At 70.2% G+C, this 14,542-nt stretch carries 17 protein-coding genes; 9 read left to right on the forward strand and 8 right to left on the reverse strand.

Translation table 11 applies throughout. The features are described 5' to 3' along the window. Positions 1-789: tryptophan synthase subunit alpha (trpA, locus tag FV228_RS08235; protein ID WP_147854162.1), on the reverse strand; the 789-nt coding region annotated here is incomplete at its 3' end. 191 nt (positions 790-980) lie between these two features. Here trpA and FV228_RS08240 point away from each other — a divergent pair. The 3 genes from FV228_RS08240 (at position 981) to FV228_RS08250 (ending at position 4,894) form a co-directional block, all read left to right on the forward strand. Further along, a complete protein-coding gene (locus FV228_RS08240; protein WP_147854163.1) occupies positions 981-1,217 on the forward strand; it encodes a hypothetical protein in 237 nt (78 codons plus the stop codon). Between the two features lie 83 nt (positions 1,218-1,300). Then, positions 1,301-1,966, forward strand: coding sequence for an HAD-IA family hydrolase (locus FV228_RS08245; protein WP_147854164.1), 666 nt, complete (start codon positions 1,301-1,303; stop codon positions 1,964-1,966). 276 nt (positions 1,967-2,242) lie between these two features. Next, positions 2,243-4,894 carry a glucosidase gene (locus FV228_RS08250; protein ID WP_147854165.1) on the forward strand — a complete coding sequence of 884 codons (2,652 nt, stop codon included), beginning with the start codon at positions 2,243-2,245 and terminating at the stop codon, positions 4,892-4,894. Positions 4,895-4,933: 39 nt separating this feature from the next. Here the strand turns inward: FV228_RS08250 and FV228_RS08255 are convergent, their stop codons facing one another. After that, positions 4,934-5,341, reverse strand: coding sequence for a MucR family transcriptional regulator (locus FV228_RS08255; RefSeq protein ID WP_147854166.1), 408 nt, complete (start codon positions 5,339-5,341; stop codon positions 4,934-4,936). Between the two features lie 304 nt (positions 5,342-5,645). Between FV228_RS08255 and FV228_RS08260 the strand changes: the two genes are divergently transcribed. Further along, positions 5,646-6,743, forward strand: a complete 1,098-nt coding sequence (locus FV228_RS08260) for an NAD(P)/FAD-dependent oxidoreductase (protein WP_147854167.1) — start codon at positions 5,646-5,648, stop codon at positions 6,741-6,743. A 4-nt stretch (positions 6,744-6,747) separates the two neighbouring features. Here FV228_RS08260 and FV228_RS08265 read toward each other — a convergent pair whose 3' ends face one another. From FV228_RS08265 to ruvB, 4 genes are all read right to left on the reverse strand, one after another. Next, entirely contained in the window at positions 6,748-7,464 is a 717-nt protein-coding gene (locus FV228_RS08265) for an LrgB family protein (RefSeq protein WP_147854168.1), read from the reverse strand. A 3-nt stretch (positions 7,465-7,467) separates the two neighbouring features. Then, the gene (locus tag FV228_RS08270; protein ID WP_147854169.1) at positions 7,468-7,869 is read right to left on the reverse strand and encodes a CidA/LrgA family protein; all 402 of its coding nucleotides are present in this window, start codon (positions 7,867-7,869) and stop codon (positions 7,468-7,470) included. A 17-nt stretch (positions 7,870-7,886) separates the two neighbouring features. Beyond that, complete coding sequence (locus FV228_RS34770) at positions 7,887-8,015, reverse strand: hypothetical protein (protein ID WP_281406479.1); 129 nt, start codon at positions 8,013-8,015, stop codon at positions 7,887-7,889. 365 nt (positions 8,016-8,380) lie between these two features. Further along, positions 8,381-9,430 carry a Holliday junction branch migration DNA helicase RuvB gene (gene ruvB, locus FV228_RS08275; protein ID WP_147854170.1) on the reverse strand — a complete coding sequence of 350 codons (1,050 nt, stop codon included), beginning with the start codon at positions 9,428-9,430 and terminating at the stop codon, positions 8,381-8,383. Positions 9,431-9,687: 257 nt separating this feature from the next. Here ruvB and FV228_RS08280 point away from each other — a divergent pair, with 257 nt between their 5' ends. Both FV228_RS08280 and FV228_RS08285 read left to right on the forward strand, forming a co-directional pair. Continuing rightward, the gene (locus tag FV228_RS08280) at positions 9,688-9,927 is read left to right on the forward strand and encodes a hypothetical protein (protein WP_147854171.1); all 240 of its coding nucleotides are present in this window, start codon (positions 9,688-9,690) and stop codon (positions 9,925-9,927) included. Positions 9,928-10,069: 142 nt separating this feature from the next. Next, positions 10,070-10,402: a hypothetical protein gene (locus FV228_RS08285; RefSeq protein WP_147854172.1), complete on the forward strand. Its 333-nt coding sequence runs from the start codon at positions 10,070-10,072 to the stop codon at positions 10,400-10,402. Here FV228_RS08285 and FV228_RS08290 read toward each other — a convergent pair. Continuing rightward, the gene (locus FV228_RS08290) at positions 10,374-10,730 is read right to left on the reverse strand and encodes a hypothetical protein (RefSeq protein ID WP_147854173.1); all 357 of its coding nucleotides are present in this window, start codon (positions 10,728-10,730) and stop codon (positions 10,374-10,376) included. The two genes, FV228_RS08285 and FV228_RS08290, sit on opposite strands and share 29 nt — an antisense overlap. Before the next feature lie 77 nt (positions 10,731-10,807). Here FV228_RS08290 and FV228_RS08295 point away from each other — a divergent pair, with 77 nt between their 5' ends. Together FV228_RS08295 and FV228_RS08300 are read left to right on the forward strand one after the other, a co-directional pair. Next, complete coding sequence (locus FV228_RS08295; RefSeq protein ID WP_147854174.1) at positions 10,808-11,704, forward strand: diguanylate cyclase; 897 nt, start codon at positions 10,808-10,810, stop codon at positions 11,702-11,704. Between the two features lie 214 nt (positions 11,705-11,918). Then, positions 11,919-12,587 (forward strand): response regulator transcription factor, encoded by a 669-nt coding sequence (locus FV228_RS08300; RefSeq protein ID WP_147854175.1) that lies wholly within the window; start codon positions 11,919-11,921, stop codon positions 12,585-12,587. A gap of 211 nt (positions 12,588-12,798) precedes the next feature. On the opposite strand, the gene FV228_RS08305 is transcribed toward FV228_RS08300, so the two are convergent. Continuing rightward, the gene (locus tag FV228_RS08305) at positions 12,799-14,031 is read right to left on the reverse strand and encodes a DNA topoisomerase IB (protein ID WP_147854176.1); all 1,233 of its coding nucleotides are present in this window, start codon (positions 14,029-14,031) and stop codon (positions 12,799-12,801) included. Positions 14,032-14,165: 134 nt separating this feature from the next. On the opposite strand from FV228_RS08305, the gene FV228_RS08310 reads away from it, so the two are divergent. Continuing rightward, positions 14,166-14,542: glycosyltransferase (locus FV228_RS08310; protein WP_147854177.1), on the forward strand; the 377-nt coding region annotated here is incomplete at its 3' end.

A 14,542-nucleotide genomic window follows, 5' to 3' on the forward strand; every position in this document is an offset into this window, starting at 1 on the left:
GCCGCAAGCCGCCACCGCCGGGACGGTGCCGGCTTGCGGCCGACCCTCGGAATCCAGCCCGCGGACCAGGGTGTCCACCAGCGCCGAACCGACCACGACGCCGTCGGCGCCCTTGGCGATCGCCGTCGCGTGGGCGCCGGTCTTCACCCCGAACCCCACCACCACCGGCAGGTCGGTGTGGCGGCGGATGCGGGCGACCGCCTCCGAGACCTTGCCGAAATCCGGCGTCGCCGTGCCGGTGATCCCGGTGATCGACACGTAGTAGACGAAGCCCGCGGTGTTCGCGAGCACGGCCGGCAGGCGGCGCTCGTCGGTGGTCGGCGTGGCGAGCCGGATGAACGCGAGCCCCTTGGCCAGAGCCGGCAGGCACAGCTCGGTATCCTCCTCCGGCGGCAGGTCGACCACGATCAGACCGTCCACTCCGGCCGCCACCGCGTCGTCGAGGAAGCGGTCGACCCCGTAGGTGTGGATCGGGTTGAAGTAGCCCATCAGCACGATCGGCGTGCCGTCGTTCTCCGCCCGGAAGCGGCGCACGAGGTCGAGGGTGCCGGCGACACCCTGGCCGGCCTTGAGGGCGCGCAGGCCCGCGGCCTGGATCGCCGGGCCGTCGGCCATCGGGTCGGTGAACGGCAGGCCGAATTCCAGGATGTCGGCGCCGGCGCCGGGCAGCGCCTTCAGGACCTCCAGGGAGGTCTCCGGGTCGGGATCGCCCGCCATCACGTAGGTGACGAGGACGGCCCGGTTCTCCGCGCGGGCGCGGGCGAAGGTGGCGTCGATGCGGCTCGGCATGGATCTGATACGGGTTTTCGCGACGAAGGGACCGGGATCCGGCCCAGGATTATCTCCGCGCTACACCATCGGCGTCGGCCCGTGAAGCGCTCGGCCCTGCGGCCACGGCGTCCGTGCGCGACCGCCTTGTCGCGCCGATCCCCGACTCCATCTCCCGGCGTCCACACCCCCTGGAAGATGAGGAGCGCGACATGGCGAAGGCCGACAAGCACCACATGGGCCCGGGCGGTCAGGGCAAGAGTTCGGGCACCGGCGGCATGACCGAGCTTCCGGACGGCGTGCTGGGCGAGAACGAGGTCCTGAGCAACCGGGACAAGTCCCGCCACAGCGACGAGCGCGGGCTCGACGGCAAGGCGGTCCAGACCGACCAATACCAGGACCACGCGGCCAACCGTCAGGCGCCGGGCTCCGAGACTTCGGACACCTGACGGCAGTCAACGATGATCGGGCGGGCGGCGGCCGTGCGCGCGGCGCGGTTGTCCGCCCGCCCGTGCACGCGTAGCCATCGGGCATGACGACCCAAACCCTGCCGACGCGCCGCTTCGCCGCCTTCCTGTTCGACATGGACGGCACGATCATCAGCTCGATCGCCTCCGCGGAGCGCACCTGGACACGCTGGGCGCAAGCCCACGGCCTCGACGTGGCGACCTTCCTGCCGACCATCCACGGGGTCCGCTCGGTGGACACGATCCGCCGGCTTGGCCTGCCCGGGGTCGACCCGGAGGCCGAGGCCGCGGCGATCACCCGGGCCGAGATCGACGATGTCGGCGACATCGTCGAGATCCCGGGGGCCCGGGCTTTCCTGCGCGCGCTGCCGCCGGAACGCTGGGCGATCGTGACCTCGGCGCCGAGGGCGCTCGCCCTGCGCCGCCTGGACGCCGCCGCCATGCCGATCCCGGCCCTGCTGATCGCCGCCGAGGATATCGCCCGGGGCAAGCCCGCGCCGGATTGCTTTTTGCTGGGTGCCGAGCGTCTGGGCGTCGCGGCCCCGGATTGCCTGGTGTTCGAGGATGCGCCGGCAGGTATCCAGGCCGGCGAGGCGGCGGGCGCCGGCGTCGTGGTGGTCACGGCGACCCACCACGCGCCGATCGAGACGACGCACGCGACGATTCCGGATTACCGGGCGCTGACGGTCGATGCCGGGCCGGACGGGTCGCGCATCCTGTCCGTCGGCTGAGGACGCCCGATGCGGTCGATCGGGGCAATCGTATGTGGACATACGATCCGCCAATATTTCAGGTCTTACATCGCCGCATGAAGCATCGACCCCGTCATTCGGGGGTGCCGCAGGCGAGCCCGGAATGACGGGGGGGTTATCCTGTGGCCGCCGGAGCACCGCTTGCAGATCGGATGAGCGCGACCGAAGAAGCCGCGCACCGGAATTGACAACGCCCCGCCGAACCACGGCAGTATCGCGGCGCAAATTCCATAAGAGCGCGGGAGCATCGACCGTATGACCGAGCCGAACGGCGTCCCCGGTCTCTTCGATACCGCCGAGGGACAGCGCCTCGTGCAGGCGCGGACCGATCCGGCCTGGCGGCGCTGGGGGCCGTATCTCAGCGACCGGCAATGGGGCACGGTGCGGGAGGATTACAGCGCCGACGGCGAGGCCTGGGATTCCCTGCCCCACGACCACGCCCGGTCCCGGGCCTATCGGTGGGGCGAGGACGGCATCGGCGGCTTCGGCGACCGGCACCTGAACTGGTGCCTCGCGCTCGCCCTGTGGAACGGACGCGACCCGATCCTGAAGGAGCGCCTGTTCGGCCTCACCAACGCCGAGGGCAACCACGGCGAGGACGTGAAGGAACTGTACTACTACCTCGACGGCGTCCCGACCCACGCCTTCATGCGGATGCTTTACAAGTATCCGCAGGCCGCATTCCCGTATCAACGCCTGGTCGAGGAGAACGGCCGCCGCGGGCTCGACGACCCGGAATTCGAGCTGCTCGACACCGGCCTGTTCGACGCGGGCCGCTACTTCGATGTCGAGATCGCCTACGCCAAGGCGGACCCCGACGACGTGCTGATGCGGGTCAGCGTGACCAACCGCGGGCCGGAGGCAGCCGACCTCACGCTCCTGCCGCAGCTCTGGGCGCGGAACCTGTGGTCGTGGAAGGCCGGGACCGCGAAGCCGGAGTTGGAGGCGGGATCGGACGGGTCGGTCTGGGCGCGCCATCCGGGCGTGGCGCCCATGCGCTTCTTCGCCGAGGGCGCGGCCGAACTGCTGTTCACCGAGAACGAGACCAACACCCACCGGCTCTACGGCAGCGGTCCCGAGGCGGGCTTCTATAAGGACGGGATCGACCGGTGCGTCGTCCAGGGCGAGGCCGGGGCGGCCAACCACCTGTCCGGCACGAAATGCGCCGCACGCTACGACCTGCATCTCGGCCCCGGCGAGACCCGCACGCTGCGCTTGCGGCTGCGCCCCGAGACCACCCCGGGCGAGCCCTTCGCGGATTTCGACGCGGTGTTCGCCACCCGCGCGGCGGAGGCGGACGCGTTCTACGCCGTCCTGCAGGCGTCGATCACCGATCCCGACATGCGGCTCGTCCAGCGGCAGGCTTTGGCCGGGATGCTGTGGTCGAAGCAGCTCTACCATTACGATGTGCGCGAGTGGCTCGCGGGCGATCCGGCCCAGCCGCCCCCCTCCCCCACGCGCCGGCACGGCCGCAACGCCGACTGGACGCATCTGCGCGCCAACGACGTCATCTCGATGCCGGATGCCTGGGAATATCCCTGGTTCGCTTCCTGGGACCTCGCCCTCCAGGCGATCGTGTTCGCGCTGTTCGACCCCGACTTCGCCAAGAACCAGCTGCTGCTCCTGGTCGATGAGGCCTACGCCCACCCGAACGCGGCGCTGCCGGCCTACGAATGGGGATTTGGGGACGCCAACCCGCCGATTCACGGCCTCGCCGCCTGGCGGGTGTTCGAGCTGGACCGGGCGCTGACGGGCATTCCGGACCACGTCTTCCTGAAGCGTATCTTCAACAAGCTGACGCTGAACTTCACCTGGTGGGTGAACCGGAAGGATTCCGACGACCGCAACCTGTTCCAGGGCGGCTTCCTCGGCCTCGACAACATCGGCATCTTCGACCGCTCGAAGCCGGTTGGCGACGGCGCGACCCTGACCCAGTCGGACGCGACCGCCTGGATGGCGGCCTACGCGCTCAACCTGATGCGCATCGCCATCGAGTTGGCGCTCCGGGATCCGACCTACGAGGACATGGCCGAGAAGTTCTTCGAACACTTTTTGCTCATCGCGGCGGCCACCGGCGACGGCGTCTGGGACGAGGCGGACGGGTTCTTCTACGACGTGATCGAGGCCCGGGACGGCGGTCGCCTGCCGATCCGGGTTCGTACCATGGTCGGGCTGATCCCGATCTTCGCCGTCACCACGATCAGCGCGCGCGACCTGGAGAAGTTGCCGTCGCTCCAGAAGCGGATGCGATTCTTCCTCGAGAACCGGCCGGACCTGGCGACCCTGGTCTCGCGCTGGAACGTGCCGGGCGAAGGCCAGACGGTGCTGCTGTCGCTGCTGCGCGGACACCGGCTGAAGGCGTTGCTGCACCGCGCCCTCGACCCGGCCGAGTTCCTGTCCGAGCACGGCCTCCGGGCGGTCTCGCGGGCTTACGCTGACCAGCCGTTCTGCTTCCCTTGGAACGGCCGCGACATGGGGCTTGCCTACGAGCCCGCGGAATCGCGCTCACGCCTGTTCGGCGGCAATTCGAACTGGCGGGGGCCGGTCTGGATGCCGGTGAACTACCTGCTGATTGCAGGCCTTGAGCAGTTCTACGGCTATTACGGGCCGGATTTCCGTGTGGAGGCGCCGACCCATTCGGGACGGACCTACTCGCTCCGGGAGATCGCGGCGATGCTGTCGCGCCGCCTCATCGGCCTCTCGACCCGCGGACAGGACGGGCATCGGCCGGTCTACGGGGACAGCCGGATCGAACAGGACGATCCGCATTTCCGCGATCTCGTGCTGTTCTACGAGTATTACCACGGCGATACCGGCCGGGGCGTCGGCGCGGCGCACCAGACCGGCTGGTCCGGTCTCGTGGCCCTGCTGATCCAGGAGATCGCGGCGGCAGAAGGCCGGCCGTGACGTGCACGGCCGGCCCCGGCAGTCCGGTCGGAGCCGTGCCTACTCGGCCGCCTGCTGCATCCGCAGCTTCTGGCCAAGCCCGATCTCCCGCGAGATCTTCGAACGCCGGGCGCTGTAGGCCGCGGAGACCAGCGGATAATCCACTGGCAGGCCCCACTTCGCCTTGTAAGCCTCGGGGGTGAGGCCGCGCAGGGTCAGGTGTCGGCGCAGGGCCTTGTAGGACTTGCCGTCCTCGAAGCTCATGATCGTGTCGGGCCGGATTGAGGCCCGGATCTGCGCCTCGGTCGGCCGCTTGACCGGCTGCTCCGACGGCGCGTCGAGGGCCGTGATCGAACGGTGGACTTCCGACAGGAGGCTCGGAAGGGCGCCGGCCGGCACGCTGTTCTTGGTGACGTAGGCGCTTAGGATCTTCGCGGCGAGTTCGACGCTCGGGGAGGTCGTCAGCATGGTCATCTCCTAAGGTTTCCTGTCCGAAGATGCGGCTTTGTCGAGTCGATAGAGGTGCTGTACTGCCGGGTGCCGGTGATGGCCGCCGGGGAGGAATTCCGGTCTGCCCTGGGGCAGCGCGTCATTGCATTATGCGCCCACTCACCGCGCTTACAACCGCTGCGCGTATCTATTGCCGCGCTGTTTCTACTTAGAATTGATAATTAGGGTCAACGCCGAATCAAGATCCGGGCCCTCATCCGGTCTCGGGTGCGGTATTGAAGACTCACCTGCCCTTTCGGGCCGGCAGCCGAGAGTGGTGCGCATGGAGGTTCTGGTCGTTGGCGCCGGCGTCGTCGGGCTGGCCGTAGGGCGGGCCTTCGCGCAGCGTGGGCATGCCGTCATCCTGGCGGAAGCGGAGGACGCGTTCGGGACCGGAGTCTCAGCCCGCAGCTCCGAGGTGATCCATGGCGGCATGTATTACCCGTCCGGTTCCGCGCGCGCCCGCCACTGCGTCGATGGCGCCGAGAAGTTGTACAACTTCTGCGCGAACCATGGGGTACCGCATCGCGCCTGCGGCAAGTTGATCGTGGCGGCCGACGACGCGGAAGCGCAGACGATCGCGGCGATCCGCCATCAAGGCGAGGCGAACGGCGTCCCCGGCCTGGTGCTTCTCGACGCCGCGGCGGCGAAGCGGCTGGAGCCGGCACTCGCCTGCACCCTGGCGCTGCATGCGCCCCGGACCGGCATCGTCGACAGCCACGCGCTGATGCTGGCCCTGCTCGGCGTCATCGAGGATCACGGCGGCGTCCTCGCCCTGCGTACGCCGGTGGAGCGCCTGTCCCGGCGGGGCGGCCAATGGCACGCGGCGTTCGGGGGCAGCGAGCCGGGGGAGATGGCCTTCGACGCGGTCGTCAATGCCGCGAGCTTCGGGGCGCCGGTGCTGGCTTCCCGCACGGAAGGCTATCCGGCCAACCGCGTGCCGGTGCTGCGCTTGGCGCGGGGCAATTACTTCGGCTGCACCGGCAAGCCGGCGTTCTCGCGGCTGATCTATCCGGCCCCGCGCCTCGACGGCGGGCTGGGCATCCACCTCACCCTCGATCTGGCCGGCCGCACCCGATTCGGCCCCGACGTGGAATGGGTCGACACGGTGGACTACCAAGTGGACCCGCGGCGGGCGGACAGCTTCTACGGCTCGATCCGCCGCTACTGGCCAGGCCTGCCGGACGGGGTGCTGTATCCGGACTACGCCGGCCTGCGCCCGAAGCTCACCGGCCCGGGCGAGCCCGCGGCGGACTTTTGGATCGACGGGCCGGCCGAGCACGGGCTGCCCGGGATCGTCCACCTGTTCGGAATCGAGAGCCCGGGCCTGACGTCGAGCCTGTCGCTCGCCGACGCGGTCGTCTGGCACCTCGACGGCTGATCGCTCAGAACAGCAGATGCAGCGCCAGGGGCGCCAGGATCGCGGTCAGGAACGCGTTGAGCCCCATGGCGATGCCCGCGAAGGTGCCGGCCGTCTCGCTCACCTGGAAGGCTCGGGCGGTGCCGATGCCGTGGGCGGCGAGCCCCGCCGCGAAGCCGCGAGCGCGCATGTCCTGGATCCGCAGGACGTTCATCAGGGGCGTCACCAGGATCGCCCCGATGATGCCGGTGAGGATGACCAGGATCGCGGTGAGCGTCGGGTCGCCGCCCAGCGCCTCGGCGATGCCCATGGCGACGCCGGAGGTCACGGATTTCGGCGCCAGCGAGATCAGGATCGGCTGCGGGATGTCGAGCAGACGCGCCAGCGCGATCACCACCGCGAGCGTCGTGGCGGCGCCGGCCACCAGGGCGGCCAGCATCGGCACGAGGGCACGCAGGACCGTGGCCCGGCGCTCGTAGAGCGGCATCGCCAGCACCACCGTCGCAGGCCCGAGCAGGAAGTGCACGAACTGGGCGCCCTCGAAATAGGTCGGATACGGCGTGCCGGTCACCGCCAGGACGCTGCCGACCAGCACCACCGTGATCAGAACCGGGTTGGCGATCGGGTGGCGGCCGGTGGCAGCCGCGAGCCGGTCGGCCAGGACGTAGGAGGTCAGCGTCACGGTCAGCCACAGCAGCGGCGTGCCGGCGAGGTAGACCCAAAGCGAGAAGTCGCCGGCCACCGCTCAGGCCTCGCCGTCCGGCCGCCGCCGCTCGACCCGGGACGCGACCGCGCGGAACACCAGCACGGTCACCAGCAGCGACAGGGCGGTCGAGACCACCAGCACGATCGCGAGCTTGAGCCCCTGCGCTCGGAGCAGGTCGAGCCGCCCGACCACGCCGACTCCGGCCGGCACGAACATCAGCGACAGGTTCATCAGGAGCCCCCGCGCCGTCGATTCGAGGGTGCCGTCGGTCAGCGGCTGCGGCAGGATCCGGGGCAGGCCGAGGCGGCTGTCGCGCAGCAGCAGGAAGGCGAACATCAGCCCCATGCCGATCACCGGCCCCGGCACCGGCACCCCGGCGCCCCGGGCCAGGACCTCGCCGACGAGCTGGGCGAGCAGGATCAGCGCCAGGCTGGCGATCATCGTCCAGGCCCGCGCGGTCAGGCGGCGCCGACGCCCTGCTGGTTGGCGAAGGGCAGGATGCGGATCGGGAGCGCGTCCTGCGCCAGCGCCGGGGTCGAGAGCGCGGCGGCGGAAAGGCCGAGGACGGCGAGCGTGAGTGTCTTCATGGAAGAAGGAAGTCCCTGGTGTTCTTATTGATGGCTCAAGGATCCGTCGGGATACCGTGACAAGAGCCACAGTCCCGCGATCCTGCCAGCGCCACGCAGACTGGCGCGGTCGGCATCACAACTGCCGCGTTGTGAGGCTGTTCCGCCGGCGGGATCGCGTTTGCGTGAGCCGAAGGGAGCGGGATTACGCAAAAGCTTGGCAATATTGTCCGCCCGCCCGGGGAGAAACACCCGCCGGTTGAGGCGCTTGGCCATGGTGCGGCGCACAGGTCCGGGGACATCGACCGAGCCGGCGCGGGGGGCAACCTATGAACGCGGCGTGAACCAGCCCCGTCCCGACCGCATGGACGGCACGGGGATTCGGCTCAGGCGGCGTCGCCGTCGTCGAACAGGCCGTCCTGCTGGCGTCGCGGCTCGGCGAAGCCCATGTGCCGGAACGCGTGCTTGGTCAGCACCCGACCCCGGGGGGTGCGCTGCACGAAGCCGCGCTGGATCAGGTAGGGCTCGATGATGTCCTCGATCGCGTCCCGCGGCTCGGACAGGGCCGCCCCGATCGTCTCGATCCCCACCGGGCCGCCGCCGAACGAGGTAGCGATCAGCGTCAGGTACTTGCGGTCCATCACGTCGAGGCCGACCGAATCGACGTCGAGCAGCTTCAGCGCCCGGTCGGCGATGGCACGCGTCACCGTCTCGGCCTCGGCCACGATCGCGAAGTCGCGGACCCGCCGCAGCAGACGGCCGGCGATGCGGGGCGTACCCCGGGCCCGCCGGGCGATCTCGTTGGCGCCCTCCGGCGACATGCCGAGCCCGAGCACCCGGGCGCCGCGGGCGACGATCTTCTCGAGCTCGTCGATCTCGTAGAACTCGAGCCGGATCGGGATGCCGAACCGGTCGCGCAGGGGCGTCGTCAGCAGGCCCGCCCGGGTGGTCGCGCCGACGAGCGTGAACTTCGGCAGCTCGATCTTCACCGAGCGCGCCGCCGGCCCCTCGCCGATGATCAGGTCGAGCTGGTAATCCTCCATGGCCGGGTAGAGGATCTCCTCCACGGCCGGGTTGAGCCGGTGGATCTCGTCGATGAAGAGCACGTCGCGCTCTTCGAGGTTGGTCAGCTGTGCCGCGAGGTCGCCGGCCTTGGCGATGACCGGGCCCGAGGTCGAACGGAAGTTCACGCCGAGTTCGCGGGCCACGATCTGGGCCAGCGTGGTCTTGCCCAGCCCGGGCGGCCCGACGAACAGCACGTGATCGAGGGCCTGGCCGGTCATCTTGGCCGCCTCGATGAAGATCTGCATGTTTGCGCGCGCAGCCTTCTGCCCGATGAATTCGGACAGGCTCAGCGGCCGGATCGTCTGGTCCACGTCCTCGGCGCGCTTCTCGGGCGTCAGGAGCACGTTGGTCGGGGGCTTGGGCTTGCTCATGGACCTTCGCTCGTGGACCGGCTCGCCCGCTGGTTCAGGGGTCCACGGGAGCCGTCGCGTCCGGGCCGTTCCTCCTAATACGCGCCGGCCGCGAAGTCTAAGCGCCCGAGACGTCTCGGCGCCCCACCGGCGCCGTGCCGCAGCACACCCTCCCGCCCGACGCCGACCTGGAAGGCGCGGCATCGATGAAACCGAATTGGCGTGCCGCGCATTCCACTGACGAATCCGCAAACTCGGCCGCAGGGCACTGCTCCACCATGAATATCCGATCGACCGCTTTCGGCGCGGCCAGCGCCCTCCTGCTCTTCTCCGCCGTGACGCAGGCCGAGGCCGCCCCGGCCGGCACCGAGACCAAGGTCGCCGAGGCCAGCCCGCAGCAGGTCCACCCCGTCGCCGCCGTCGAGCGCGAGGACGACGCGACCTGCAGCCGGGCCCGGCGGCGCCTCTGGATCGAGGGCGAGGGCTGGGTGGTCCGCCGGATCACCACCTGCCGCTGAGATCGCGCGCTTCGTTTACGCACTCTGCCGGGGTGGCGGCCCGGAACGGCGGGTGATGGTGTCGGTTTTCCAGGATCGTTCCTGAAGCGCCGAGTCGTCGAAGCGTCGAGTCAGTGCAGCGCAGAGTCCTGGAGCCGCCCGCATGATCACCCGGACAGCCGTCACGCTCCTCACCGTTCTCATGGCGGCACCGGCCTCCGCGCAGGGCGTCTACCCCTACGGGTCCGGCCAGGACGGCTTCGCCGGTCCGTTCGTGCGCGGAACCTATATCGGCGCGCCCCTGACCCGGGTGCCGCGGCCGAGTCAGATCGTGCCTGCGCCGTGGAGCTACGGGACCTACGGGGTCCCGACCGTCACCGGCATCGCGGCCGCGCCGGCCCTTCCGCCGACTCTCACGGTCATCAACGCCACCGTACCCGCAGCGCGCCGCGCAGCCGGCGCGCAGATCATCTCGGTTCAGGTTCCCCGGCGCTGAGCGCGGCGAACCAGTCGGCGTAGGGCGTGTTCCGGACGAGGTGGCGGTTCAGGTCGGGGGCGTCGTCGCGCCACCAGACCGGGCCTCGCTCGCCCAGTCCGGTCTTGGCTTCGTCGACCGCGGCCCGGGCCGCGGCCATCGCAGCGGCGGCGTCGGGTTCACCCTCGCGCTCGGCCCGCTTTGCCGCCTTCACCGCCCGGCGCGCATCCATCAGCCCGGCCACCAGCGCCGCGCGACGCGCCTCCGGCAGGTGCGGGTTGGTGCGCCGCCACAAGCGACCCCGGACGACGATATAGCGCAAGTCTGGCGTGGTGATGACGGCACTCATGCTGGAATTCGCGCTCTCTGTTGGGTCGGAGTTAAGTCTTACCCTGTAGACACCGGAGATCGGGTCCGGGTGATGCCATGCAAATCGTCGTCGTCGATTCGAGCCGTGTCGTCCTCCAGATCATCGCCTCCCTGATCGAGCCGCGCGGCCACGAGGTGCACGCGTTCACGGATTCGGAACTGGCGCTGCGACACCTCGCCGCCACCCCGTCGGTCCGGGTCCTGATCACCAGCGTCGAGGTCCGGCCGCTCTGCGGCCTCGAACTCTGCTGGTCCGCACGGCTGCTCGCCGAGGAGCGCAGGCCGCTGCACGTCATCACCATGTCGTCCGCCCGCAACGTCCGCAGCCTGGCCGAGGCCCTCGACAGCGGCGCCGACGACTTCATCGAGAAGCCGCCGAGCGCCGAGGAGCTGAACGCCCGGCTGCGCGCGGCCGAGCGCATGATCACCATGCAGGAAGAGCTGATCCGCCTCGCCGAGACCGATCCGCTCACCGGGGTCTACAACCGGCGGGCCTTCTTCGACCGGGCGCGCCTCGCCGCCGAACAGGGCGGACGCCCGGCCCGGATCTCGGCGATCCTGGCCGACATCGACCATTTCAAGCGGATCAACGACGAGCACGGCCACGACGTCGGCGACGTCGCCATCAAGGCCATGGCCGAGTTGATCGCCGGGGCCGGCATCGGCGGCCGCCTGGGCGGCGAGGAGTTCGGCATCGTCCTGCCGGGGTGCAGCCTGGACGAGGCGACCGCCCGGGCCGAGCGTCTGCGGGAAGCCGTTCAGGCTCTGCGTATCCGCGGCAGCCGGCATGCGATCGGCTTCACCTCCAGCTTCGGGGTCAGCACCTGGATCGAGGGCGACGACGTCAACGCCCTGCTCAAGCGGGCCGACCTCGCGCTCTACGCGGCCAAGAGCGGCGGGCGTAACCGCGTCGTGCCGTACCAGGGCGAGGCCACCTTGGCCGTCGCAAGCTGACACGGCGAAGCCGCCCCAGTCTGGCACGCATCGCCGCGGCATGGTTAAAGACGGTAACCCATATTGGCACACCAATTGTGAGCACGAAGACAGGAATCGCCCGAATCCGCGAATATAAAGCTTAATATTCGCCCCAAACTCGTGGAATGGATCTTGGAACTACGCATCCGATCCCGGCCCCTTTGTATCGCCGGGAGACGAAAGGTGCGAGGTCATGAGTACGGCCGTTGGCGTCCTGATCCTGGATGAACCGCAGGACCTGAGCGCGACTGTTCGCGCCACTCTGGAGCATATGCCGGAGTTTCACACGATCGGCGAAGAAGACTTGGACCGGGCCGATGCCGGATCCGCGGTCGCGCTGATCTTCCTCGACGAGATCCGGCTGGCGGACGGGATCGCGCGTCTCGTCGGCCTGAAGGAGCGGCAACCGAACCTGCGCACCCTCGTGGCCTTCGGGGCGCTCACCGCCGACGACCTCCGAGCGCTGCTGGCGGCGGGTGCCGACGCCTTCGTGGCCCGGTCGAAGTCGCCGCGGGAGTTGGGCGCCGCCCTGCTCGCCCTGGCCGAGGGGTCGGAGTGTCTCGTTCCCCCGGAGCAGCAGGCCGTGATGCCGGCGGAGCAGGGCGACAGCCTCGGGCTCACACCGCGCGAGGCGGAGGTGCTGCGCTTCCTCAGCTCGGGCTTCAGCAACAAGGAGGTCGCCCGCCGTCTCGCGCTCAGCGTGCGGACCGTGGAGACGCACCGGCTCAACCTGCGCCGGAAGACGCAGACCGGACGGCTCAAGGATCTCGTCTCGCTGGCGCGCCAGCTCGGCCTGGCCCCGGTGGTCGACAGCGACCCGAACCGCCGCGGCGGGTCCGGCGGCAACCAGTCCCGGCATTGACCGGGATCCCGGGCAGCCCCACGCGGGGGCTGCCCCCCCACGACGCGTCGGACCCGCGCACCCTTTCCACTGACGTTCCAGGCGTCCGGGAAAAGGGGCGCGCTTGATACACCTCGGACAGCGACGTCGGCCCACGCGTGTCGCCCCCGCGTGAATCGGTCGGACACACGCCCCGCAGCGTCGCCGCGCGCCGTTCAACACGAAAACCGTATTACGTGGCACCGGCGTGCGTGGCGGTGCGGGACCGCCCGGTGGTTTTCTTGACGGGGGCTGCTGCCTTGGACCGGGCTGCCGTCCCTCTCGTCTTGCTCCGCTTGCGGGCCGGAGCCGCGCCGGGCTTGACCTTCTTGCCCGCCTCGGCGTCGCCCCGCGACGCGGCGAGCCGGGCCTGCAGCAGGCCGAGCACCGCCGCCTCCTCGGAGCGGAGCTTGCCGAGGTCCCCGCTCAGCTCGGTCTCGACCGCGTCCTGCACCTGGATGAGGAGATCGCCTTCGAGGTAGCAGTCGAGGACCTGGGGGTGGATGTAGCACTTCCGGCAGATCGTCGGCGTGTTGCCCAGGCGCCCGGCGACGCTCTCGATGGCCGCGCGGACGTTGCGCTTGGCCCCCGCCTCGCTGTCGAAGCTCTCGAACTCGCGCAGGGCCAGGGCCGCCAGGACCGTCCCGGCCCAGGTCCGGAAATCCTTGGCGGTGAAATCCTCGCCCGTGATCTCGCGCAGGTACGCGTTCACGTCCGACGAGGTCACGTCGCGCTGCACGCCCTCGCCGTCGATATACTGGAACAGCTCCTGCCCGGGCAGGTCCTGGCAGGCCTTCACGATCCGGGCGACGCGCCGGTCCTTCAGCGAGACGTCCCAGATCTTGCCGCTCTTGCCCTTGAATTGGAACGACAGCTCGGCTCCCGCGATCCGGACGTGCGGATCGCGCAGGGTCGTCAGGCCGTAGCTCTTGTTGGTTCGGGCGTAATCGTCGTTGCCGACGCGGATCAGCGTGGTCTCGAGCAGGTGGACCACCGTGGCCAGCACCTTCTCGCGGCACAGGCCCGGACGCTTCATGTCGGCATCGACCCGCCGGCGGATGCCCGGCAGGGCGTCCGCGAAGGCCATGATGCGCGCGAACTTGTTCTCCTCGCGGGCCTGCCGGAAATCGGCGTGGTAGCGGTACTGCTTGCGCCCCTTCGCGTCCCGGCCGGTGGCCTGGATGTGACCGTTGCTGCGCGGACAGATCCAGACATCGGTGTAGGCCGGGGGGATCGCCAGGGCGCGGATGCGGGCGAGGATCCGCTTGTCGCGCACCGGCGCGCCCTTCGCGTCGAGGTAGCGGAAACCGGTGCCGCTGCGCTTGCGGGTCAGGCCCGGCAGGCCGTCGTCGACGTAGACGAGGCCGGCTTCCTGGGCCGCCGCGCGCAGGGTTGCGCCGGTCTGGTCCGTCTCGGTGTCCGCCATCGCCGCCCCTCCCGGATACGCCGCCGGGGTGCCGCCCGGCGAGAAGGCCACCGTCAACCGGCGGGGCGCGCGTGCCGTTCCGGGCCTGCGCATCCGCCGCAGGCCGACGCCGCGGGCCGTGCTAGACGGAGCGGATGGACTTCGAACCCGCCCGCGACCCCCTCCCCAATCCCAAGCGAAGCCTGGTCTTCGTGGTCACCGAGGATTGGTTCTTCGCCTCCCACTTCCTGCCGATGGCGCGCGCCGCGATCGGCATGGGCCTGTCGGTCGCCGTCGTCACCCGGGTGCGGGCGCACCGCGCCGCCATCGAGGCGACGGGCGCCCGTGTCGTGCCGCTGGAGGCCGAGCGGGCGAGCCTCAACCCGATGGCGGCCGGCTACGCCGCCGGGCAGCTCGCCGGGATCCTGAAGGCGCTCGACGCCGACATCGTCCACTGCATCGCCCTGCGCAGCATCCTGGTGGGCGGCACCGCGGCCGCCATGGCCGGGATCCCGGCGCGGGTCTACGCGCT

The sequence above is a fragment of the Methylobacterium sp. WL18 genome (assembly GCF_008040015.1).
GTDB lineage: Bacteria > Pseudomonadota > Alphaproteobacteria > Rhizobiales > Beijerinckiaceae > Methylobacterium > Methylobacterium mesophilicum.